We start from the raw sequence: 20,774 nt of genomic DNA on the forward strand, positions 1-20,774 counted from the left end.
AGACGATGATCATTCGCGATTTCGCCGAACGCTGTAATCAAGAACTGGGCAGGCTCGGCCTCACCCTCGCCACCGACGAGGAGATCGCCCTGGGCCGCGCCCTCGCGGCGCGGACCGTCAGTCCCGACATCGCCACCGTCGCCACCCTCATTCGGGTCCAGAGACATACGGCGGCCTCGTCGTTCGTCTTCCGGGACCAAGGGGGGGAGCTGGCCGGGGTGATCGCCGTCATCCCATTGACGCCCGCCGCCGGACCGAGCCTGGCCGCGGGCGTCCTCGACGGCGTCGATCCCCCCGGCCAGTTCGTCGCCGCCCCAGGCGATCCGGTCATCGCCTTCTACGGCTGGGGCATGGCCGGGGCGAACTGGCGCGGTCGCGCCACTGTCCTGGCCGGCGCGGTCGCGCTGCACCGCGAAATCTTCCCGACCATCCCGCTCTACGGCCGCGCCGCCACGCCTGGCGGCGAACGCGCCCTGCTCAAGCGGATCGGCGCGGTTCCCGTGCCCGGCCCGGGCGGCCTCGTCGTCGCCACGCCCTGGACCGCCCAGAGGAGCGCGGCCTGATGAACGCCACCGTCCGCATGCCGCTGGAAGCCCGTCCGGCCGGCGAGGTCGACGAGGGCGCGCTCGAGATCGTCGTCTGCCGCACCGTTCACGACATCATGCAGGCCATGGCCGTCCGCACCCTGGTCTATCTCGGCGAGCAGGCCTGTCCTTACGACGAGGAATACGACGGCAACGACTTCGCCGGCTCCACGCACCTGGTCCTGCGCCGCGAGGGCGAGCCGATCGGAACGCTGCGCATCCGCTGGTTCGCCGACTTCGCCAAGGTCGAGCGCGTGGCCGTGCGGCGCGAGCACCGCGGCGGGCGCGCCACCCTGATGCTGATCCTGGCCGCCAAGCGGCTGGCCGAGAAGAAGAACTACCGCCAGATCCTCGGCTACGGCCAGGTCCGGCTGATCCCCTTCTGGGAGCAGTACTTCAACGCCCATATCCGTCCGGGCCGCGAGAACTTCGTCTTCTCCGACCACGACTATGTCGAGATGGTCGTCGACGGCTCGCCGCCGCCGGACGCCCTGACGCTCGACAGCGACCCCATGGTCCTGTTGCGCCCGGAAGGCGCCTGGGACGAGGCCGGCGTCCTCGACCGCTCCACCGCGCGGGCCGCGACCAACCTCGGCGAGGCCTCGCGTTGAGGGTTCCTCCGCCTGCCGCCCTGGTCTGTCTGGACCTCCAGCGCGGACGCCTGGCCGACGCCGCGGGCGACGGCGCCGTCGCCGCCTGCCAGTTCGTCCTGGCCCAGGCCCGCGCCCGCCGCTGGCCGGTCCTTCACGTCCATCGCCGCGAGGCTAGCCCCGAGACTGCACGTCCGATCCTCGGTCTCGAACCGCTGGCGAGCGAGCCGGTCTATGTGCGCTCCGGCCCGTCCGCGTTTTCGAACCAGGCCTTCGCCCAGACCGCCCAGGCGCTTGGCGGGCCGCTGGCCCTTGTCGGCTTCTCCCTGCGCGACACGGTGCTGGCCACCGCCATCGCCGCCGCCGACCGAAACCTGCCGGTCGAGATCCTGGTGGACGCCGTCGCCGCCGACGCCGGCGACCGCTTGGCCCCGACCTACGCATCCCTCGCGCCGCACTGCCGGCTGATCGATTCCGACGATTTGCTCCAGGAGGAAGCCGCCCTCGTCGAGGCGGCCAACACGCCATGACCGTGATCAAGCTCTCCACCGCGGCCGAGCGTCGCCTCGTTCCGGCGCCGCCGGACCCGTCCAAGCCGATGGACGCCGACACCCGCCAACTGCTCTACATGGCCGGCCTGCTCGGCCCCCGCGACCGCGCAGCCCTGTCCCAGATCATCCAGCGCGCCGGCGAGATCTGCGACACCCACGGCGAGGAGACTGCGCTCGCCGTCCTCGACCAAATCGCCGCCATTCTCAGTGGCCGACCGTCCGACGCCTGAACGCGCGGGAGACGAGATTCTACGATTGAGAATCACGCTAAGGGCGAAAATTAACTTTCTGTTGCGGCACAACGTCCACTTCACGATATAGGTGTGGCGGCACGTGTTACGACCATGCCAGATAGTTGAAAGCGCTGTCGTAGCGCGCCGTGATTGAGGACGTTTTCAGTGAACGAGCATTCTGAAGACCAAGGCCCGGACCCCATCGACGTCGCCGTCGGTCATCGTATCCGCGTGCGTCGCAAGTGGCTCGGCATCTCGCAGTCGACCCTAGCCGATCATCTCGGCGTCAGCTTCCAGCAAGTCCAGAAATACGAGCGCGGCGCCAACCGCGTTTCGGCTTCCATGCTGGTGCGCATCGCCCAGAAGCTCGACACGACCGTCGGCGAACTGGTCGGTGAAACCGCTACCCCGCTGACCGACGAAAGCCTGTTCGAAAAGCTCGCCGTGCCGGGCGCCGTACAGCTCCTCGAGGCCTTCGCCAGCGTCCAGCAACCGTCGATGCGCACCGCCATCCTGAACCTGACCCGCTCGCTTATCGACGAGTCCGAAGAAGGCTCCGCCGCGATCCGCCGCGCGCGCTGACTACACGCTGCGCCGCCTCGCCATGAAAGCGAGGTGGTGCAGCACGATCCCCGACGTCGCCGCGACATTGAGGGAGTCGAACGCCCCTGCCATCGGAATGCTGACCGTGCGCGACCGCGCCAGCAGGTCTTGCGACAGCCCAGGGCCCTCCGCCCCCAACATCACCGCCGTCCGCGCCGCCCGATCGGTCTGCGCCAGGGTCTGGCCGCCGCGCGGGCTCAGCGCCAGCGCTTCGAAGCCGTGCTGGGCCAGCAGCCCGGGCAGATCCTCGCCCAGCGCCAAGCGTGCGAAAGGCGTGATCAGCGCCGCCCCCACAGAGACCCGGATCGCCTTGCGATAGAGCGGATCGCAGCAGCCGGAATCGAGGATGACCGCGTCGGCCCCGAACGCCGCGGCGTTGCGGAAGATCCCGCCCATGTTGTCGTGGTTGGCGATGCCGCTCAGCACAAGCACCAGGGCCTCCGCCGGCAGGGCGCCCAGCAGTTGCGAGGCCGACAGGTCGGTTAGCCGTCGCCCCAGCCCCAGCAGGCCACGGTGGATCGGAAAGCCGACGATGGCGTCCATCGCCCCCTGCCCGGCCGCATAGACCGGCGTTCCGTCAGGCAGCGCCTCGATCACGTCGGCCAGCGCCGTCAACCGCTTCTCCGCGACCAGCAGCGACACCGGCGCGCAGAGCCGCGAGCGCGACAGCACCCGCAGCACCACCTCGCCTTCGGCCACGAACAGGCCCTGACGGCCGATCAGGTCGCGCTCGCGCACGTCCCGATAGGCCGCCGTCCGCGGATCGTCCGCGGCCTCGATAAAGATGATCTTGCCTACCAGATCTTCACCCGCTGATCGGGGGCCAGGTACAGCTCCTGGCCGGGCTTGACGTCGAACGCCGGATACCAGGGATCCTGGTTGCGCACGGTCAGCGCTCGATACTCGCCCGGCGAATGCACCCCCGACAGCACGTTGCGGCGCAGGGAAGCTTCGCGGAACTTGGCCCGGTAGTTCTGCGCCCAGCCGAAATAGAACCGCTGGTCGGCTGTGAACCCGTCCAGCATCGGCGGCTCCTTGCCGTCCAGCGACATGCGATAGGCGTCGTAAGCCACCGCCAGCCCGGCCAGATCGGCGATGTTCTCGCCCAGCACCTGCTCGCCGTTGAGGTGCAGCCCCGGCAGCGGCTCATAGGCGCTGTACTGGTCGGCCAGGGCTTTGCCGCGGGCTTTGAACTGGGCCATGTCGGCGTCGGTCCACCAGTTCTTCAGGTCGCCCTTCACGTCGAACAGCGCGCCGGTGTCGTCGAAACCATGCCCGACCTCGTGGCCGATCACCCCCCCGATGGCGCCATAGTTCACCGCCGGATCCGCATTGGGATCGAAGAAGGTCGGCTCCAGGATCGCGGCTGGGAACACGATCATGTTCTGCATCGGCAGGTTCAGGGCGTTGACGGTCTGCGGCGTCATCCACCACTCGTCGTGGTCCACCGGTCCCTTCAGCTTGGCTATGTTGCGGCGATACTCGAACAGCTCGCTGCGGTCCCAGTTGCCGTAGGCGTCGCCGGCCGTGATTGTCAGACCCGAATAGTCTCGCCACTTGTCGGGATAGCCGACCCCGACTCGGAACACCGCCAGCTTGGCCTTCGCCTTGGCCTTCGTCTCGGGCGTCATCCAGTCCAGCCTGTCGATGCGCTTGTCGAAGGCGGCGAGGATGTTCTTCACCATCTCCTGCACCTGGGCCTTGGCCTCCGGCGTGAAGTAGCGCTCGACGTAGATCTTGCCGACCGCCTCGCCCAGCGCCGTGCTGGTGTTGTCGACGCCGCGCTTCCAGCGCTCGCGCTGCTGGGGCGTGCCGGCCAGGACGGCGCCGTTGAAGGCGAAGTGCTCGTCGACGAACGCCTTGGAGAGATAGGGCGCGCCGCGTTCGATGGCGTGAAAGGCCAGATAGTCCTTCCAGACCGCGACCGGCTGTCCGGCCACCAGCTTCGAGATCCCTGCGATCGCGCTGGGCTGCCAGGCGCCGAAGGTCTCCTGGTCCGACAGACCCGCGCCCGCCAGCCAGGCTGGCCAGTCGATGCCCGGCGCCTTGCTGGAAAGATCGGCGCGGGTCCAGACGTTGTTGGCCTTGGCCACGTCGCCGGTCGCCTCTACCGTCCAGTGCGCCTTGGCGATGGCGGTCTCCAGCGCCAGGATCCGCGCAGCCTTCGCTTCCCCGTCGGTCTGACCGGCCAGGGTCAGCATCCGGGCGATATGGGAGACGTACTTGGCGCGGATGTCTTTGAAGCGGTCGCTCTGGTCGAGGTAGTAGGCGCGGTCCGGCAGCCCCAGCCCGCCCTGCATCAGATAAGGCCGGTACTTGGACGTGTCGTTCATGTCCTCGGCGACCCACAGCCCGAACAGGCGGTCGGTCGCGTAGTCGGTCGCGTTCAGCGCGTCCACATCGGCCCGCAGCGTCGCGCCGAGTTCACGCGAAAGGTCGGCGCGGGTCTTGATCGCCGCGATCCTCGCCAATTCCGGCTCCAGCGGCGTGGCGCCCGCCGCTTCGATCGCCGCCTCGTCCATGAAGCTGGCGTAGTAGTCGCCGATCTTGCGCGCCTCCGATCCGGCCGGCGCATTCGCCTTGGCCTGATCCTCGACGATCGCCCGCGTCCGCGCCGTGGCCATCTCGCCCAGCACGTTGAACGTGCTGTAGCTGCCGCGATCGGCCGGGATCTCGGTGGTCTTCATCCAGCCGCCGTTGGCGTAGCTGTAGAAGTTGTCTCCGGGCGCGACCGCGCGATCCATGCCTGCCGTGTCGAAGCCGAAGCCGCCGTACTTCGGCGCAGGCTTGGCCGGGGTCGGCGCAGCTTCGGGCGTCGCGGCGGCTCTTTCCGCCGCGGGCGGAGCGACCGTGGCGCAGGCCGACAGCAGGACCGGCGCGCACGCGCCCAGCAAGGCGATCTTCCAATTGGTCATAGAGCGTTCCCCAGCATAGGCGCCGACGCGCCTAGGTGTTTGGAATCCTTCATACACCTGCTGCGCGCCGGGGGACGGCCGCGCGCATTAAACTTACGTCATCTTGACCGGGCCAGCAGGGCCGCCGCCGCGCGCCGACCGCCCTCATAGCCGTCGCCCGCCGCATCGACGCCGATCCAGCCCGGCCGGGCGACGCCGCCCGCCAGGACCATGCCGAACAACCGCTGGCGCTGGAAGAAGACCTCCAGCTCGGCCAGCGTCCCTTCGCTCCAGTCCGGAACCGCCCGCACCAGCACTTCCAGGCCGCCGCCATCCAGCCCTTCCAGCAATCCCGCCTGGCAGGCCATGGCCCGCCCCGCCTCGCCCCGCTCATAGGCGAAGCCGACCAGGGACGAGCGCCCGAACGCCAGGCCGCGCGCGTGCGGATCGGGCACATAGCCGGTCCGGCCGATCACCGCCTGTACCGCGGCGCGCGTCGAAGCGCTCACGAAGGGGCTGTCGTTGACCACCCGCGAGACGGTTTTCTTCGACACCCCGGCCAGGCGCGCGACGTCGCTGATCGTCGGTCGCCCGCCGCCCGCCAGCTTGTTGTCGTGTTCGCCCGTCACTTGCGCCTCGTCCCTCCGATGCTCTTACCGCGCGCGCCGCGGACGGAACATCCCTGCACGGGACTGGTTCACTCCAGACACCAGGAGAGCCAAGATGAAATCGATGATCTTCGCGGGCGCGGCGGCCGTGCTTGCCCTCGCCGCCTGCGACAAGCGGCCCGAGCCTCAGGGCGAGACGACCGGCGCGGCCATGCCGGACACCTCCCAGCCGACGCCTGTCCCGGGTCCGGCCCAGACCGCCGCCCCCGACGCCGGCGACACCGGGGTGGTCCCTGCCGATGGCTCGCAACCGCCCATGCAATCTTCCCCGCCGCCGGAGAAGGCGCCGCCGACCAAATAACTAGGCGGCCCGCGCGCGTCGCAGAGAACTCAGGATCGACTGCGCCGCGCCGGCCGCCTGGCTGCGGATGTCGGGGACCGAGGTGATCTCCCAGAACGCCCCGCGGGTCAGCGGACCGACCGCATAGAGCCCCGCCTGAGGCTGGCCGCCGGTTCCGATCAGCCGCGATGCGGCGTCGACGTCCGCGCCCAGCCGACAGGGGTCGGGCCGGATCAGCCCGGCCGCCAGCAGCCGCCGCAGCAGCGGGTCCCCCGCCTGGTCGAGGTCGCCCAGAAAGCCGGTGCAGTTCACCACCGCCGATACCCCCAGCCGTCGCAGCGTGCGCGCGCCGCGCGGACGCCACATCACCTCGATACCGTCGCGGCCCGGTGCAAAGCTGGTGATCTCGCCTGCCCGCACCACCAGTTCGCGGCCGCGCATCAGAAGGCCGATACGCCGCGCCACGCTGGGCGCCAGGCGGTGGCGGTGCACCTCCCACCAGGGGCGCAGGTGGCGTAGGAACTGCGCCCGCTCGGCCTGGGTCCAGCCAAGCCAGATGCTCTGGACGTGCGGCCGCAGGCTGTCGATCGCCTCGCGCCAGCGGCCGTCTTCCGAGGCTGCGCGCACGGCGGCGAGCAGACGGCGAGGCGAGCCGGCAGAAGCCATCTCCGGCGCCGGACCTGAAACCGGCGCATGCGGCCGCGGCGTCAGGCCCCGACGCGAAATCGCCCAGAACCGCCGCCCGGGCCGCCACAGGCTGACCGCCGCGTCGATCATGGTCAGGCCGGCGCCGATCAGCAGCACGTCGCTCACGCTGTCGTCGAGCTGCGCCTTCGGGTCCCAGGGATCGCCGATATAACGCGACGACTTCAGCAGCTCGGGCCCCGCCGCCACAGGCGGCGCAGGCCGAAGCACCCCCAGCGCCAGCACCACCGCAGAGGCCTGGATCTCGCGGCCCAGGGCCAGCCGAACGCGCCATCCCTCGCCGGCCCGCGCCACCTCGACCGCCTCGTCCTGCTCCAGCAGCAGCCGGCCGGCCGAGGTCGTCTCCAGCGCCTGGCGCAACAGGTCCTGCAGATAGTCGCCATAGACTCCGCGGGTCACGAAGCCGCCGTGCGAGCTCCAGCCTTCGTGCCCCGCCAGCCATTTGGTGAAATGCTCGGGGTCGTCGGGATAGGCGCTCATGTTCGCCACCCGCACGTTCAGCAGGTGATCGGGGTTGGCCGTCGAATAGGCCGCGCCCCGGCCGAAGGCGCCCGAACGCTCGATCAGCCGCACCGTCGGCCCGTCCGGATCGGCGGCCAGGTGCAGGGCTGTCAGCAGCCCCGAGAACCCCGCCCCGATCACCGCCACTGTTGGTCTTTGACTCATGGCCGCACTCCACATGAGATAAATTCCTATCATTCTGATGGACTTTAAGAAGACAGAAAAACTGCATCCGAACGCAGATCGGATGGGACGGCCGCTGGAACTTGCGCTAAAAACTTGACGCAGGCGTCATCTTTGGCTGGAGACCAGGGACGCCGCGGACCGGAGGAGAAGTTTCATGAGCGACGGCAATATCGATCTGAGCAAGGACGCCCGGGCGCTGGCCTATTCGACCCCGCTCGACCAGATCAATCCGGCTCAGCCGGCGCTCTTCCAGTCCAACGAGATGTGGTGGAACTTCGAGCGCCTGCGCAAGGAAGATCCGGTCCACTACACCGCCGACAGCGAATACGGCCCCTACTGGTCGATCACCAAATACAACGACATCATGGCGGTCGACACGAACCATCAGGTGTTCTCGTCCGAGCCGGGCATCACCATCGCCGACCAGCAGGGCGACGAAGGCCCGCTGCCGATGTTCATCGCGATGGACCCGCCGAAGCACGACATCCAGCGCAAGACCGTCAGCCCGGCCGTCGCCCCGCACAATCTTCAGATCCTCGGCCCGCTGATCCGCGAGCGCGCCGCCGCGATCCTCGACAACCTGCCGATCGGCGAGGAGTTCGACTGGGTCGACAAGGTGTCGATGGAACTGACGGCCATGACCCTGGCCACGTTGTTCGGCATCGACCAGGCCGACCGCCGCAAGCTGACCTACTGGTCCGACGTGGTCACCGCCGTTCCGGGCCACGGTCTGATCGACACCCTCGAGCAGAAGATGCAGATCTTCGTCGAGTACCACGCCTACTTCACCGAGCGCTGGAACGAGCGGGTCAACTCCGAGCCGACCGGCGACCTGATCTCCATGCTCGCGCACGGCGCCGAGACCCGGGGCATGTCGCCGCGCGAGTACTTCGGCAACATCGTGCTGCTGACCGTCGGCGGCAACGACACCACCCGGAACACCATTTCGGGCTCGATCTACGCCCTGAACAAGAACCCGGACCAGTACAAGAAACTGCGCGAGACCCCCTCGCTGATCCCGTCGATGGTTTCCGAGACCATCCGTTGGCAGACGCCGCTGGCCCACATGCGCCGCCGCGCGACCCAGGACATCGAGTTCGGGGGCAAGCAGATCCGCGAAGGCGACAAGGTGGTCATGTGGTACGTCTCGGGCAACCGCGACGACGAGGTCATCGAGCGTCCGAACGACTACATCATCGACCGCGCCCGCCCGCGGAACCACATGTCCTTCGGCTTCGGCATCCACCGTTGCGTCGGCAACCGCCTGGCCGAGCTGCAGCTCCAGATCATCTGGGAAGAGATCATGAAGCGCTTCCCCGAGATCCACCTCGTGGACGAGCCCAAGCGCAGCTACTCGACCTTCGTGAAGGGCTACGAGTCGATGAAGGTCGTCATTCCGAAGCGCGCCTGACCGCTTTCGTCGATGCAGGATTGAAGAGCCTGGGCCCTCCGACCTAGGCTCTTTTTTCATGAAGACCCTGCCTTTCGATCCGACCGACGTCGGCGCCGTCGTCGACGCCATGTACGCCATGATCTCTGGCCCTGCCGGACCGCGCGACTGGGCCATGCAGCCCGAGATCTTCCACGCCGACTCCCGCCAGATCCGCACTTGGATGGGCGAGGACCGCCGGCCCCAGATGAAGATCATGGGTCCGGCCGACTACCAGGCCGACGTCGAACCGTTCTTCGCCGCCCATCCGTTCTACGAGGTCGAGATCGCCCGCCGGATCGACGTGTTCGGCAACATGGCCCAGGTCTGGAGCGCCTACGAGGCCCGCACCGAACTTGGCGACGCAGAGCCCGAACGCCGAGGAATCAACTCCATCCAGCTGTTCCGCGAGGCCGACGGCCGCTGGCGCATCATGTCGATGATCTGGGATAACGAACGGCCTGGACTTTCCCTGCCGTCATTCGGCTAGGCTCTCCTCTGCACTGAGGAGGCCGCCATGAGCCGCCCGTTCGACGTCGAGCCCCATGCAGAGCGCCTCGCCCGCGACGGCTACACGGTCATAGAGGATTTCGCCGACGCCACGGCGCTCCGGACCGCCCGCGCCGTCCTCGCTCCGCACCTCGGCAGCCATCACGGCCGCAACGCCTTCGAGGGCTTTTCCACCGAGCGCGTCTACACCCTCGTCGCACGTGGCAAGGTGTTCGAGGACCTGACCTCCGATCCCCGGCTGCTGGCCCTCCTGGACCGCTTCCTCCAGCCCGGCTACCTGCTGACCGCCAGCCAGGCCATCTGCATCTATCCGGGCGAGGCCGCCCAGGCGGTGCATTTCGACGACGGCTTCTATCGTCAGCCGCGGCCCCGGCCGGCCATCAGCCTCTCGCTGATCGGCGCGATCGACGCCTTCACCGACACCAACGGCGCCACCGACATCATCCCGGGCAGCCATCGCTGGAGCGACGCCGAGGTCGCCGCCCTGACGCCGAAAAAGGCCGAGAGCCTGCTACAGCCGGTGATCATGCCGGCCGGCGGAGCCATCGTCTTCCAGGGCACGCTCCTGCACCGTGGCGGCGCCAACCGCTCCGACGCTCCGCGCCTGGCCTTCACCAACCAGTATTGCGAGCCCTGGGGCCGCACCCAGGAGAACTTCTACCTCGGCGTCCCGCGCACGCGGGCAAAGGCCATGTCGCCCAGGCTGCAAGACCTGCTCGGCTACAACATCTGGCCGCCCTTCATGGGCCAGGTCACCGGCTCCCACCCGCTCAAGAGCCTCGACGACGACTGGGTCGCGCCGGTGGCGCGCTAGGCTCGGCAGCAAACGCTACCGTTGGCGGTTCGAGACGCCATGCACTACCATGCCGCGCAAATCACGCACGGGGGCGGCATTGATCAGATTGGCGGCGTTTGCGGCGGCCACCGCAGTTCTGCTGGCGACCGCGGCGCCAGCTCGGGCCGACGACGAAAAGGACTTGGCGCGCCTTCTGCTTGCGGCCACGTCCGACTTCCAGAAGCGCGAGTGCAAGATGTCGGACTGGGAGCGGATTATCGCTCACCCCCGCTTCAGCGCGCTGCCCAGCCGGATCCGGTCGTCATCCTACCTGATCCCGGTGCTTTGCGGCGTCGGCGGCAAGCGAACCCCGGACCTCATCGGCGCGGCGACGGCAGAGCCGGACGCTTCGGCCCTGGCGTGGAGCATACGCTTCCTGCAGTCTGCGGCGACCGACCAGCGCGCCGACGCGCTTCAGGCCCTGGAAACCACCGCCGAGAAGTCCGGCGACCAAACCGCCGAAATCCACAACGATGAGCTCGTCTTCGATTTCTGGCGCAGACTGAAAGACGACAAGGTCGCCCGTCGGCGCATGGCGAGCGCTCTTGACCGGCTCGATTGGCAGCCGGCCGGGCGGACGTTCATTCCCGACCCGATCTGGCTCGCCCAGGCGCGCGCGCTCCTGGACGCAGGCGACAAGGCCGGCGCAGAGCGGTTCCTGCGAAAGCTCAGCCATCCGGAGTCGATGGTGCAAGTGCGCATCGACCGACGCTTTGAAACCATCGTCGAGGCTCAACCCGACGCCTTCGACGTGAAATTCGCAGCTTTAGCCACCCTCGCCGCCAACCAGGCGGAACTGCAAAAGAACCCGGCGGACGCCGAAGCCCTCCAGGCCGTCGCCTACGACCTGCGGATGCTGGGACGCTTCGGCGAAGCGCTGGACGTTCTCGACGCCGGCCTCAAGGCGCCAGTTCTCAAGAACAGCAGAGGCGACGACGGACGGAATTGGGTCGCCAACGAGCGCGCCTACGCGCTCGCCGATCTCGGCCGCTACGACGAGGCGGTCAAAGCCATGAGCGAGGCCAGCGGCGAGAATGAACGCGGCGGCGTCAATGTCAGCCAGACGATCAACCTCGCCTCCGTACTCAATGAGGTCGGCCGGTATCAGGAAGCGCTTGACGCACTTGCCCCCCTTTCCCGCCGCAAGGACCGCGTGAGCCCATATGGCCAGATGTGGATCGCTTTCAATCGCGTCTGCGCCCATGCCGGCCTGGGGCAGATCGCACAGGCGAAGGCCGAGATGGCCTACGTCGAGCAGCATGCGGAAGCCAACCGCTCGGCCCACCGCGACGCCGCCACGTGCATCGGCGACGAAGAAGCGATCGCCCGCAGCCTGATCGCGCAATTGACCTCCGACACCCCGGAGAAGGCGCTTGTGCTGTTCAGCAAGTCGCGCATCGAGACACCGCCACGCCCGCCGCGCGCCAAGCTTCTGGCCGAGCGCCTCGCAAAAGCGCAGAAACGGCCTGACGTTCAGGCGGCGTTCAGCGCCATCGGCCGCGCGGACACTTTCGACGTCTATCTTGATGCTATGCAGTTCTAACCCAAATTCCGCGCGAACAGCGTATTCAGCCGCAGCCAGTGCCGCTCCGCCGCGGCCTTGTCGTAGGCCGCGCGCTGTGGGAAGGCGAAGCCGTGCTCGACGCCGGGATAGAGCTCGACCTCGGCCCGGATCCCGTCGGCCTTCAGCGAAGACGACAGGGCGTTGATCGTCTCCATCGGCGCCCAGCGGTCGGTCTCGGCGCAGGCGAAGTAGAGCTCACCCTTCGCCTTGCGGGCGGCCAGGTGCGGGCTGTCGTCCTTGTCGGTGACCAGGAAGGTCCCGTAGATCGAGGCGGCCGCCTTGACCCGCCCCGCGTGGCGCGCCGCCGCGTTGATCGAGAACTGGCCGCTCATGCAGTAGCCCAGGCATCCGACCCGCTGCGCGTCCGCTGCGGCCTGGCCGTCGGCATAGGCCAGCAGGGCGTCGGAATCCTCCATCACCATCTGGATGGACAGCCCGTACATCAGCTCCATCATCCGCGCCCGCAGCGGCTCGTCCATCGCTCCGCTGGGCGGGACCAGCTCCAGCACCCCGGCTCGGTAATAGAGATTGGGCAGCATGACGTAATAGCCGGCCGTGGCCAGCCGCCGGGCCATGTCGCGCAGTTCCTCGCGGATCGCGGGGGCGTCCATGAAAAACAGGATCACCGGATGCGGCCCGCCGCGGTCTGGATGTACGACAAACGTCGTCGTCGCCCCGTCCTTGGTCGGAACCTCGACCGTCTGCTCGATCATCGGCTTGCTCCTATCGGCATCAACACACAGGCCCGCGCCAGGGAGACCCGCGTCAGCTCTCGTCGGCGCAGGAACACCTTCATCGCCTCGCTGGTCGGGTCGCGCGACACCTGCCACTCGCCGAGATCGCGATAGCGGGTCATCAGCAGCAATCGCCGCGCGCCATCGCGCCTGTCCGCATCCGACGCCTCGGCAAGGAACAGGCCGTAGATCTGCGTCTCGAACCGCGCTTCGAAATCCGGCCAGGCCTCGCCCGACAGCTTTACGAACTCGTCGACCGCCGCGCCGTCGATCGTGAACCAGTTGTGGACGTAGATCCCGTCTTCGGGAGGGCGGACGTCGGCCGTCGGTCGCAGGGTGGGAACCAGGCGGTCGCGCTGGCTGGCCAGCGCGACCGGCGCGCCGGCCAGGTCCGTTCCCGCCGCCGCCAGCACCATCGCCGTATCGGAGGCGAACCCTAGCAGGGGCGCGAACACCGCGCGCACCCCGCCAGTACCGTAAGCATGGTCGGCCAGCAGGCGCTGCGCCGTCCGCTCGCGCCCGAGGGTCAATTGGAAATAGTCATATTCCAATGACTTGCCCTCAATAATTGACGCGGGTCGAGATCGCCCCGTCGACGATCATGTTGATCCCGGTAGTGAAGGCCGACCGGGGGCTCGCCAGGAACACCGTGGCCGCCGCCACCTCTTCCGGCGTCGCCATGCGGCCGGTCGGGTTGCGCTTGATCATCTGATCGAAAAAGGCCGGCATGCCCGCCTTCACATTGCCCCAGACCCCGCCCTCGAAGAACACCGTGCCCGGCGAGACGACGTTGGCGCGGACGCGCTTGGCCGCGCCCTCGCGCGCCAGGCCCTTGGCGTAGTGGATCAACGCCGCCTTCATCGCGCCATAGGCCGAGGCGTTGCTGGCCTCGGCCGCCGACACCGACGAGGTGATCACGAAGGCCGCATCGCCGTGGGCCTCGCCCGCCGCCTCCAGGAATGGCCGTGCGGCCTCGAAGGTGCGCACGGCGCCCAGGATGTCGATCTCGAACATCCCGCGCCAGGCCGCCTCGTCCGAGCCCTGGACCAAGGCGCTGGCGTTCGAGACCATCACGTCGATGCCGCCCAGCGCCTCGCCCGCCGCCTTCACGAAACCTTGCAGCGCCGGCCCGTCGGAGATGTCGACCGCTTGGCCGAAGGCCTTCACGCCCTTGGCCTCCAGCGCCTTGACCGCCTCGGCCACCTGCTCGGGATTGCGCGCGCAGACCGCGACATCGCAGCCCTCGTCGGCGAAGAGGTCGGCGATCGCCCGCCCGATGCCGCGCGTAGCGCCGGTCACGACGGCCTTCCGTCCCTTGAGACCCAGGTCCATTTTCCACTCCCGTTTTCTCGTTGGCGCAGGTTCTATCGCGCCCTGCGACGCTTGCGCAGACTTGACAGGCGCCCCCACACGACAATTTGTGAGCCCATGCTCACCGCGCCGACATCGACCAAGGACAAGCTGTTGCGCGCCGCGCTGACCATCGGCGCGCGCGACGGGCTGGAAGCGGTCACCACCGCGGCCATCGCCACCGAGGCCGGCGTGGCCGAAGGCACGCTCTATCGCCACTTCCCGTCGAAGGACGACCTGCTGATCGAGGTCTATCGCGGCATCAAGCGCCGCATCTTCGAGGCGATCAGCGATGGCGAAAGCGGCGGCGAGGCGCCCGACGCCCGTCTGAAGCGCGTCTGGCGCAAGCTCTACGAGACCTATCGCGGCGACTCCGAGGCCTTCGTCTTCGGCCAGAGGTTCGCCGAATCCTCGCTGTCCAAGCGCGAGGGCGGCGCGGCCTACGAACAGATCGCCGGCGCGGTCGCGCGCCTGCGCCAGGCCGGGGTCGAGCGCGGCCTGTTCAAGGACCTGCCCGGCGAACTGCTCGGCAACCTGTTCTTCGCCCCGGTCGGCTACATGCTGAAGACCGAACTCAAGGGCCGCCGCTGGACCGACGCCGAACTCGACGCCACCGCCGAGGCGGTGCTGGACTCCTGGCGGGCCGTCTAGGCCGCGAGGCTGCGCCCGCAGTCGATCACCGTCTCGCGCCCCGAACGCGGCGCCCAGCCCAGCAGCTTGCGCGCCTTGTCGACATTGGCCGGGTAGCGGCTGTTCAGGTCCGGCAGGAAGTAGCGCATCTGACGGGAGAACAGCGCCCCGATGCGATAGGCGATGTTCGGCAACCGCTGGATCGGAACCTTCGCGCCGGCCGCGCCCAGGCCCTCGCGCAGGGCTGTCGCCACGTCCTCCATCCACATGAACTCCGACAGGCCCAGGAACCGCTGGCCGGCCGCCTGCGGCGCGGTCATCGCCCGGATGTGCAGGTCGGCCAGGTCGCGCACGTCCACCACCCAGAACCCGAACCGCGGCAGCCGCGCGGGCCGCCCATGCATCAGGCCTCGGACGATGCCGACAGAGCTGACCGCCTCGCGGCTGAGGATCGGCCCGAACACCGCGCCCGGCAGCACCGTGGTCAGGGCTGTCGCTCCCCCCTGCGCTTCCATGAACTCCCACGCCGCGCGCTCCGCCAGGATCTTCGATCGCCGATAGCCGTCGAACTGCGGATCGGCCGGATCGGCCCAGACGCTCTCGTCGCTGGGCAGGCCGCTGGCCCGCGGCGGGCGCGCGGTCGCCGCCGCCGAGGTCATCACAACACGCTTGACGCCCGCCGCGCTCGCCGCCTTCAGCACCCGCAGCGCCCCGTCGCGCGCCGGGCCGATCAGTTCTTCCAGCGTCTGGCGACCGTCGCCCAGCGGCGAGGCGACGTGCAGCACATAGTCGACCCCGGCCATGGCCTGCGCCCACCCCGCGTCGTCCATCAGGTCGGCCTCATGGACGCTCAGCCGTCCGCCAGCCTCGTCCTCAGCCCCGACCGCCGCGCGCAGGGCGCCTTCCTTGGCGCGGCTGCGCAGGGTCGCGCGCACCGCATAGCCCTGCTCCAGCAGCAACTTGGCGCACCAGCCGCCCACCAAGCCCGTCGCCCCGGTCACCAGCACCGTCTCGCCCATCGGAACCTCCCTTTCGCAGCTCGGCGCATCCGAGTTGCCGCCACATGTCTACAGTCGTATACATACGCGAGACCGACAAGTCTACACCTGTATAATTACGAGGCCGCCGTGACCGCTCCCCCCCGAACCCGCAACGCCGCAGCCACGCGGGAGGCCATCCTCGCCTCGGCGCGCCGGGCCTTCGCCGAGCACGGCTATGACGGCGCCGGAGTGCGCGAGATCGCCAAGGGCGCCGGCGTCACCGCCATGCTGATCAACCGCTATTTCGGCTCCAAGGAGCAGCTCTTCGCAGAGGCGACGGCCGCGGCCATGGCCCAGCCGGTGATCCTCAGCCGCCGCAACCTCGACGCCGCCGACCTCTCCCGCGCCATGGCCGAGGGCCTTGTCGCCCTGACCAATCCCGGCGCGCCCGTGCTCGAGGGCTTCCAGATCATGTTCCGCTCGACCTCCAGCCACAGCGCCGCCCAGATCGGCCGCGAGCAGATCGAGCAGCATCACCTGAAGACCCTGACCGAAGCGCTGTCGGGCCCGCTGCGGGCGGAACGCGCCGCGCTCGCGCTGTCGCTCGTCGCCGGCGTTCAGATCATGCGCCAGATGATGGAGCTCTCGCCCCTGACCGCGGCCGATCCGGCCGCCCTCGCCGACCTGCTGACGCCGATGGTGCGCAGCCTGATCGAGGCGCCTCCAGCTCCTGCTGCCTAGATCGCCTTCTCCATGACGATGAAGTGCAGGTCCTCGCGTGTCGGCTCGCCGATCTCCGGGTCGCCATAAGGGAACGGCAGGGTCGCGCCGGTCGCCGCATATCCGCGCCGCTCGTACCAGGCGATCAGGGTGTCGCGCACCTGCACCACGCTGATGCGGATGCGGCTCGCGCCCTGGCCCTTCGCATAGGCCTCTGCGCCCGCCAGCATGGCCCGCCCCAGCTGACGGTCCTGAATGTCGGGGCGGACGGTCAGCATCCCGAGATACCAGGCGCCGTCGCTGGCTGGCCTCAACATCACGCACCCCAACAGCGGCGCATCCGCATCGTCGCGCAGGACCAGCAGCCGCGCACGCGGATCGGCCGCCAGGTCTCGGGCCAACGCTTGCGGATCAGTACGCTGACCGCCGACATAGTCGGCCTCGGTGGTCCAGCCCTGCCGTGAGACGTCACCGCGGTAGGCGGAGTTCACCAGGTCGGCGATGGCGGCCAGATCGGCGGATTCGGCTTCGAACAGCGGCATCCCTCTTCCAATCCACAACCTGCGCCGCGCGCCAATCGAAATTTCACGGCGTGCGGAACGGCGCCTTCCCCTTGACGCTTTCCAGGCCAGGGTCTAATTATCCGCTTGTGAGTGAGCGCTCACATCCCCAAAAATTCATATCTGCGGAGTCCCCCATGATCCGTCGCCAAATCGGCCGCACCGGCCGTGACGTGAATGCTATCGGCCTGGGCTGCATGGGCATGTCGATCGCCTATGGCGAGCCGATGAACGAAGCCGACGCCGTCAAGCTGCTGCACGAGGCCCTCGACCTGGGCGTCGACCACTTCGACACCGCCGAGCTCTACGGCTTCGGCGCCAACGAGCACCTGCTGGGCCAGGCGTTTCACGACCGTCGCGAAAAGGCGTTCATCGCCACCAAGTTCGGCCCGGTCGGCGACCTGGCCACCCGCACCGTGCGCGGCGTCGACGGCTCGGAGGCCAACATGCGCCGCGCCGTCGAGCAGTCGCTCCGCTACCTGCAGACCGACTACATCGATCTCTACTACCTGCACCGCAAGGACCCGAACCTGCCCATCGAGGAGACGGTCGGCGCCATGGCCAAGCTGGTGCAGGAGGGCAAGGTCAAGGCGCTCGGCCTGTCGGAAGTCAACGCCGACAGCCTGCGCCGCGCCCAGGCGGTCCATCCGATCGCCGCCGTGCAGTGGGAGTATTCGATCTTCACCCGCGACATTGAGGCCGAGGTCCTGCCGCTCTGCTGGGAAACCGGCGTGACGGTGGTCGCCTACTCGCCGCTCGGCCGCGGCATGCTGACCGGCGCCTTCACCCGCGACCACAAGCCGGGCGGTGACGACTATCGCTCGGTCGTCTCGCCCCGCTTCCAGGGCGAGGCCTACGAGGCCAACCTCGCCCTGGTGCAGGAGATCGAGAAGATCGCCGCCGCCCGCGGCGCGAACGCTTCCCAGGTCGCGCTCGCCTGGGTGCTGGCCGCCAAGCCGAATGTGGTCACCATCCCCGGCACCACGCGGCTTTCGAACCTGAAGTCCAACCTCGCCGCCGCCGACATCTCGCTCAGCGCCGACGAGACCGCCAGCCTCGACACCCTGGCCGCCAAGGTCGCCGGCGCCCGCTACGACGAGCGCGGCATGACCCTGGTCAACGCGTAGCCCCATGGCCTTTCCTCCCCCGTTCGCGGGGGAGGAAAGGGCTTCCGTTCCCATACGGAACGGCGGCAACCTTCCTCACGGAATCGAGGGCGCATCAGACGCCCCGCGGGAGGACGCCGATGAAGACCGCCGCTCTGCTCCTGGCCCTGTGCGCCACGTCCAGCCTCGCTCATGCCAAGACCATCTCCGTCGCCCCCGGACCCGACGCGCAGGAGCGGGTGCAGACCGCCCTGCTCGACGCCAGGCCTGGCGATACGGTCGCCCTGGGCGCTGGACGCTTCGAGTTCACCGACGGCCTGTCGCTCGACATCGATGACGTAACGGTGAAGGGCGCGGGCCAGGACAAGACTATCCTTTCCTTCAAGGGTCAGAAGGGCGCCGGCGAGGGCCTGCTGGTCACCTCCGACCGCGTCACGGTCCGCGACCTGAGCGTCCAGGACACCAAGGGCGACGGGATCAAGTCCAAAGGGTCGGACCAGATCAGCTTCCTCTCCCTGACCGTCGAATGGACCGGCGGCCCGAAGGAGACCAACGGCGCCTATGGCGTCTATCCAGTCTCCTCGACCAACGTCCTGATCGACAAGGTCACCGTGCGCGGCGCCTCCGACGCCGGCATCTATGTCGGCCAGTCGAAGAACATCGTGGTCAGGAACAGCCGCGCCGAGTTCAACGTCGCCGGCATCGAGATCGAGAACTCGATGAACGCCGACGTGTTCGACAACGTCGCCACCCGCAACACCGGCGGGATCCTGGTGTTCGACCTGCCGAACCTGCCGCAGATGGGCGGCCACTCGACCCGCGTCTTCCGCAACCAGGTGGTCGACAACGACACCCCGAACTTCGCGCCCAAGGGCAACATCGTCGCCAACGTGCCCGTCGGGACCGGCGTCATGCTGATGGCCAACAAGAACGTCCACGTCTTCGAGAACCGCATCGACGGCAACCAGACCGCCGCGGTCATGCTGGTCGCCTATGTCCAGGCCTTCGACGACAAGTCCTACAACCCCCTGCCCCGCGACATCGTGGTGCGCGACAACCAGATGGGCCGCAACGGCTTCAAGCCCGGCTTCGACGGCGGGGAAATGCTGGCCAAGGCCTTCGGCGGCGCCCTGCCGCCGATCATGTGGGACGGAGTAACCACCCACCCGGCCAGCCCAGAGCCGGTCCGCGTCTGGCTAAAGGACGGCCCGGTCCTGAACCTGAACCTTCCCGCCCCCGGCGCGCTCGACAAGGCCGCACCCTCGGTGAAGCCGACCCTGGGCGAGGCCGCCCCGATCGCCGAGCCCCAGCCGGTGGTCCTGCCGCCCGCCCAGGCGAAGCTGACGCCGTGAAATTGGAAAAGTGTCATCCCGGCTGGAGCGAAGCGGAAGGCCGGGACCCATTCGCGCCTGAGCCCAGACCGTGAAACACAAAACGCGCCATCTCCTACCCCATCGAGTGTTCATGGGTTCCGGTCTTCGGCCTCGCGGCCGAAACCGGGGTGACAGGTATCGCGCATTCGCAATTCTCGCGGCCGCGCTCAGCCTCGGCGCCGCCCCGGCCCCGCCGCCGGTCGACCTCGCCGCCCTGCTGGCCGAGAGCCCAGCCCAGACGCTCGGCGCCTACCGCCTCTTCACCGACACGCGCGCCCGCGCCCCGAACGCGGGCCTGACGCCCTACGCGCTCAACACCCCGCTGTTCAGCGACTACGCCGAGAAGTTCCGCTTCGTGTACCTGCCGCCGGGAACCAAGGCCGCCTATCGCGCGGTCGGCGCCTTCGACTTCCCGGTCGGGGCGACCCTGGTCAAGACCTTCGCCTATCCTGCTGATTTCAGGCGACCTTCCGAGAACATCCGCTATGTCGAAACCCGCCTGCTGATCCGCCAGACGGACGGCTGGGCCGCCCTCACCTATGTCTGGAACGAAGCCCAGGACGAGGCCCGCCTCAAGCGCGCCGGCGCGCGCCTGGACGTCGCCTTCGTCGACGCCAAGGGCCAGGCGCGCCAGATCGACTACGCCGTCCCCAACGCCAACCAGTGCAAGGAATGCCACTCGCTCTCCGGCGAACTGGCCCCGATCGGCCCCAAGGCCCGCAACCTCAACGGCGACTTCGCCTACGCGGCCGGGCGGCGGAACCAGCTCGCCCATTGGAGCGCCGCCGGCCTGCTCTCCGGCGCGCCAGCGCCCTCCGCCGCCCCTCGCGCGGCCGCCTGGGACGACGCCACGGCCCCAGTCGCCGACCGCGCCCGCGCCTATCTCGACGCCAATTGCGCCCACTGCCACAACCCTGCCGGCATGGCCTCGAACTCCGGGCTCAACCTCGACCTGGAGGAGACGCGTCCCGCCGCCATGGGCGTCGGCAAGCGCCCGGTCGCCGCCGGCCGCGGCTCGGGCGGGCTGGAGGTCTCCATCGCTCCCGGCGATCCGGACCATTCGATCCTGCTGCATCGGATGAAGTCGACCGAGCCCGGGGTGATGATGCCCGAACTCGGCCGCACGGTGGTCCACGACGAAGGCGTCGCCTTGGTCTCCGATTATATCCGCAGTCTACGCCCCTGATC

The 20,774-nt window shown here is 68.6% G+C and carries 24 protein-coding genes; 15 read left to right on the forward strand and 9 right to left on the reverse strand.

Translation table 11 applies throughout. The annotated features are described in order from the left end of the window. Positions 1 to 5: 5 nt before the first annotated feature. The 5 genes from ACE3T2_RS16980 to ACE3T2_RS17000 all read left to right on the forward strand — a co-directional run bounded on the left by ACE3T2_RS16980 (position 6) and on the right by ACE3T2_RS17000 (position 2,540). Entirely contained in the window at positions 6 to 563 is a 558-nt protein-coding gene (locus ACE3T2_RS16980; RefSeq protein WP_374659468.1) for a hypothetical protein, read from the forward strand. After that, on the forward strand, positions 563 to 1,195 hold the full coding sequence (locus ACE3T2_RS16985; RefSeq protein ID WP_374659470.1) for a GNAT family N-acetyltransferase: 633 nt from the start codon (positions 563 to 565) through the stop codon (positions 1,193 to 1,195). Before ACE3T2_RS16980 ends, ACE3T2_RS16985 begins: the two co-directional genes overlap by 1 nt. Beyond that, positions 1,192 to 1,704 carry an isochorismatase family protein gene (locus ACE3T2_RS16990; RefSeq protein WP_374659472.1) on the forward strand — a complete coding sequence of 171 codons (513 nt, stop codon included), beginning with the start codon at positions 1,192 to 1,194 and terminating at the stop codon, positions 1,702 to 1,704. The genes ACE3T2_RS16985 and ACE3T2_RS16990 overlap by 4 nt, the downstream gene beginning before the upstream one ends. Next, entirely contained in the window at positions 1,701 to 1,955 is a 255-nt protein-coding gene (locus ACE3T2_RS16995; RefSeq protein WP_374659474.1) for a hypothetical protein, read from the forward strand. The genes ACE3T2_RS16990 and ACE3T2_RS16995 overlap by 4 nt, the downstream gene beginning before the upstream one ends. 168 nt (positions 1,956 to 2,123) lie before the next feature. Then, a complete protein-coding gene (locus ACE3T2_RS17000; RefSeq protein ID WP_374659476.1) occupies positions 2,124 to 2,540 on the forward strand; it encodes a helix-turn-helix domain-containing protein in 417 nt (138 codons plus the stop codon). Here ACE3T2_RS17000 and ACE3T2_RS17005 read toward each other — a convergent pair whose 3' ends face one another. The 3 genes from ACE3T2_RS17005 to ACE3T2_RS17015 all read right to left on the reverse strand — a co-directional run bounded on the left by ACE3T2_RS17005 (position 2,541) and on the right by ACE3T2_RS17015 (position 6,084). Next, a complete protein-coding gene (locus ACE3T2_RS17005; RefSeq protein WP_374659478.1) occupies positions 2,541 to 3,299 on the reverse strand; it encodes a TrmH family RNA methyltransferase in 759 nt (252 codons plus the stop codon). A gap of 56 nt (positions 3,300 to 3,355) precedes the next feature. After that, the gene (locus ACE3T2_RS17010; protein ID WP_374659481.1) at positions 3,356 to 5,476 is read right to left on the reverse strand and encodes a M13 family metallopeptidase; all 2,121 of its coding nucleotides are present in this window, start codon (positions 5,474 to 5,476) and stop codon (positions 3,356 to 3,358) included. Between the two features lie 98 nt (positions 5,477 to 5,574). Beyond that, positions 5,575 to 6,084 carry a LacI family DNA-binding transcriptional regulator gene (locus tag ACE3T2_RS17015; protein ID WP_374659483.1) on the reverse strand — a complete coding sequence of 170 codons (510 nt, stop codon included), beginning with the start codon at positions 6,082 to 6,084 and terminating at the stop codon, positions 5,575 to 5,577. Between the two features lie 94 nt (positions 6,085 to 6,178). Between ACE3T2_RS17015 and ACE3T2_RS17020 the strand changes: the two genes are divergently transcribed. Then, entirely contained in the window at positions 6,179 to 6,424 is a 246-nt protein-coding gene (locus tag ACE3T2_RS17020; RefSeq protein ID WP_374659485.1) for a hypothetical protein, read from the forward strand. Here the strand turns inward: ACE3T2_RS17020 and ACE3T2_RS17025 are convergent, their stop codons facing one another. After that, positions 6,425 to 7,774 (reverse strand): FAD/NAD(P)-binding protein, encoded by a 1,350-nt coding sequence (locus ACE3T2_RS17025; RefSeq protein ID WP_374659487.1) that lies wholly within the window; start codon positions 7,772 to 7,774, stop codon positions 6,425 to 6,427. It lies immediately after the preceding gene. 175 nt (positions 7,775 to 7,949) lie between these two features. Here ACE3T2_RS17025 and ACE3T2_RS17030 point away from each other — a divergent pair, with 175 nt between their 5' ends. From ACE3T2_RS17030 to ACE3T2_RS17045, 4 genes are all read left to right on the forward strand, one after another. Continuing rightward, the gene (locus ACE3T2_RS17030) at positions 7,950 to 9,206 is read left to right on the forward strand and encodes a cytochrome P450 (protein WP_374659489.1); all 1,257 of its coding nucleotides are present in this window, start codon (positions 7,950 to 7,952) and stop codon (positions 9,204 to 9,206) included. Positions 9,207 to 9,264: 58 nt separating this feature from the next. After that, positions 9,265 to 9,714, forward strand: coding sequence for a hypothetical protein (locus tag ACE3T2_RS17035; protein WP_374659491.1), 450 nt, complete (start codon positions 9,265 to 9,267; stop codon positions 9,712 to 9,714). Positions 9,715 to 9,741: 27 nt separating this feature from the next. Next, entirely contained in the window at positions 9,742 to 10,548 is an 807-nt protein-coding gene (locus ACE3T2_RS17040; RefSeq protein ID WP_374659493.1) for a phytanoyl-CoA dioxygenase family protein, read from the forward strand. A gap of 79 nt (positions 10,549 to 10,627) precedes the next feature. Then, positions 10,628 to 12,112, forward strand: a complete 1,485-nt coding sequence (locus ACE3T2_RS17045) for a hypothetical protein (RefSeq protein WP_374659495.1) — start codon at positions 10,628 to 10,630, stop codon at positions 12,110 to 12,112. Here ACE3T2_RS17045 and ACE3T2_RS17050 read toward each other — a convergent pair. Genes ACE3T2_RS17050 through ACE3T2_RS17060 form a run of 3 tightly spaced genes read right to left on the reverse strand, consistent with a single transcriptional unit; the run spans position 12,109 to position 14,199 of the window. Next, positions 12,109 to 12,846, reverse strand: coding sequence for a dienelactone hydrolase family protein (locus ACE3T2_RS17050; RefSeq protein ID WP_374659497.1), 738 nt, complete (start codon positions 12,844 to 12,846; stop codon positions 12,109 to 12,111). The genes ACE3T2_RS17045 and ACE3T2_RS17050 overlap by 4 nt on opposite strands. After that, a complete protein-coding gene (locus ACE3T2_RS17055) occupies positions 12,843 to 13,418 on the reverse strand; it encodes a hypothetical protein (RefSeq protein ID WP_374659499.1) in 576 nt (191 codons plus the stop codon). The genes ACE3T2_RS17050 and ACE3T2_RS17055 overlap by 4 nt, the downstream gene beginning before the upstream one ends. Positions 13,419 to 13,428: 10 nt before the next feature. Next, positions 13,429 to 14,199 carry an SDR family NAD(P)-dependent oxidoreductase gene (locus tag ACE3T2_RS17060; protein WP_374659501.1) on the reverse strand — a complete coding sequence of 257 codons (771 nt, stop codon included), beginning with the start codon at positions 14,197 to 14,199 and terminating at the stop codon, positions 13,429 to 13,431. 96 nt (positions 14,200 to 14,295) lie between these two features. Between ACE3T2_RS17060 and ACE3T2_RS17065 the strand changes: the two genes are divergently transcribed. Then, on the forward strand, positions 14,296 to 14,868 hold the full coding sequence (locus ACE3T2_RS17065; RefSeq protein ID WP_374659503.1) for a TetR/AcrR family transcriptional regulator: 573 nt from the start codon (positions 14,296 to 14,298) through the stop codon (positions 14,866 to 14,868). On the opposite strand, the gene ACE3T2_RS17070 is transcribed toward ACE3T2_RS17065, so the two are convergent. Further along, positions 14,865 to 15,866 (reverse strand): NAD-dependent epimerase/dehydratase family protein, encoded by a 1,002-nt coding sequence (locus ACE3T2_RS17070; RefSeq protein WP_374659505.1) that lies wholly within the window; start codon positions 15,864 to 15,866, stop codon positions 14,865 to 14,867. The genes ACE3T2_RS17065 and ACE3T2_RS17070 overlap by 4 nt on opposite strands. Positions 15,867 to 15,974: 108 nt before the next feature. On the opposite strand from ACE3T2_RS17070, the gene ACE3T2_RS17075 reads away from it, so the two are divergent. After that, the gene (locus tag ACE3T2_RS17075) at positions 15,975 to 16,568 is read left to right on the forward strand and encodes a TetR/AcrR family transcriptional regulator (protein WP_374659507.1); all 594 of its coding nucleotides are present in this window, start codon (positions 15,975 to 15,977) and stop codon (positions 16,566 to 16,568) included. Here ACE3T2_RS17075 and ACE3T2_RS17080 read toward each other — a convergent pair. Then, positions 16,565 to 17,089, reverse strand: coding sequence for a GNAT family N-acetyltransferase (locus ACE3T2_RS17080; RefSeq protein ID WP_374659509.1), 525 nt, complete (start codon positions 17,087 to 17,089; stop codon positions 16,565 to 16,567). The genes ACE3T2_RS17075 and ACE3T2_RS17080 overlap by 4 nt on opposite strands. 155 nt (positions 17,090 to 17,244) lie before the next feature. Between ACE3T2_RS17080 and ACE3T2_RS17085 the strand changes: the two genes are divergently transcribed. The 3 genes from ACE3T2_RS17085 (at position 17,245) to ACE3T2_RS17095 (ending at position 20,772) form a co-directional block, all read left to right on the forward strand. Then, complete coding sequence (locus tag ACE3T2_RS17085; protein WP_374659511.1) at positions 17,245 to 18,234, forward strand: aldo/keto reductase; 990 nt, start codon at positions 17,245 to 17,247, stop codon at positions 18,232 to 18,234. A 119-nt stretch (positions 18,235 to 18,353) separates the two neighbouring features. Next, entirely contained in the window at positions 18,354 to 19,565 is a 1,212-nt protein-coding gene (locus tag ACE3T2_RS17090) for a parallel beta-helix domain-containing protein (RefSeq protein ID WP_374659513.1), read from the forward strand. A gap of 112 nt (positions 19,566 to 19,677) precedes the next feature. Continuing rightward, positions 19,678 to 20,772 (forward strand): SO2930 family diheme c-type cytochrome, encoded by a 1,095-nt coding sequence (locus ACE3T2_RS17095; protein ID WP_374659515.1) that lies wholly within the window; start codon positions 19,678 to 19,680, stop codon positions 20,770 to 20,772. The last annotated feature ends 2 nt before the right edge of the window (positions 20,773 to 20,774 follow it).

Source organism: Phenylobacterium sp., from assembly GCF_041919955.1.
Taxonomy (GTDB): Bacteria; Pseudomonadota; Alphaproteobacteria; order Caulobacterales; family Caulobacteraceae; genus Phenylobacterium.

Bases quoted from the DNA above. Each gene is read 5' to 3' on its own strand.
- ACE3T2_RS17020 (WP_374659485.1), top strand. From the start codon at position 6,179: ATGAAATCGATGATCTTCGCGGGCGCGGCGGCCGTGCTTGCCCTCGCC.
- ACE3T2_RS17060 (WP_374659501.1), bottom strand. From the start codon at position 14,199: ATGGACCTGGGTCTCAAGGGACGGAAGGCCGTCGTGACCGGCGCTACG.
- ACE3T2_RS16980 (WP_374659468.1), top strand. From the start codon at position 6: ATGATCATTCGCGATTTCGCCGAACGCTGTAATCAAGAACTGGGCAGG.
- ACE3T2_RS17070 (WP_374659505.1), bottom strand. From the start codon at position 15,866: ATGGGCGAGACGGTGCTGGTGACCGGGGCGACGGGCTTGGTGGGCGGC.
- ACE3T2_RS17095 (WP_374659515.1), top strand. From the start codon at position 19,678: ATGGGTTCCGGTCTTCGGCCTCGCGGCCGAAACCGGGGTGACAGGTAT.
- ACE3T2_RS17050 (WP_374659497.1), bottom strand. From the start codon at position 12,846: ATGATCGAGCAGACGGTCGAGGTTCCGACCAAGGACGGGGCGACGACG.
- ACE3T2_RS17035 (WP_374659491.1), top strand. From the start codon at position 9,265: ATGAAGACCCTGCCTTTCGATCCGACCGACGTCGGCGCCGTCGTCGAC.
- ACE3T2_RS17065 (WP_374659503.1), top strand. From the start codon at position 14,296: ATGCTCACCGCGCCGACATCGACCAAGGACAAGCTGTTGCGCGCCGCG.
- ACE3T2_RS17010 (WP_374659481.1), bottom strand. From the start codon at position 5,476: ATGACCAATTGGAAGATCGCCTTGCTGGGCGCGTGCGCGCCGGTCCTG.
- ACE3T2_RS17090 (WP_374659513.1), top strand. From the start codon at position 18,354: ATGAAGACCGCCGCTCTGCTCCTGGCCCTGTGCGCCACGTCCAGCCTC.
- ACE3T2_RS17080 (WP_374659509.1), bottom strand. From the start codon at position 17,089: ATGCCGCTGTTCGAAGCCGAATCCGCCGATCTGGCCGCCATCGCCGAC.
- ACE3T2_RS17085 (WP_374659511.1), top strand. From the start codon at position 17,245: ATGATCCGTCGCCAAATCGGCCGCACCGGCCGTGACGTGAATGCTATC.
- ACE3T2_RS16985 (WP_374659470.1), top strand. From the start codon at position 563: ATGAACGCCACCGTCCGCATGCCGCTGGAAGCCCGTCCGGCCGGCGAG.
- ACE3T2_RS17040 (WP_374659493.1), top strand. From the start codon at position 9,742: ATGAGCCGCCCGTTCGACGTCGAGCCCCATGCAGAGCGCCTCGCCCGC.
- ACE3T2_RS16995 (WP_374659474.1), top strand. From the start codon at position 1,701: ATGACCGTGATCAAGCTCTCCACCGCGGCCGAGCGTCGCCTCGTTCCG.
- ACE3T2_RS17030 (WP_374659489.1), top strand. From the start codon at position 7,950: ATGAGCGACGGCAATATCGATCTGAGCAAGGACGCCCGGGCGCTGGCC.
- ACE3T2_RS17025 (WP_374659487.1), bottom strand. From the start codon at position 7,774: ATGAGTCAAAGACCAACAGTGGCGGTGATCGGGGCGGGGTTCTCGGGG.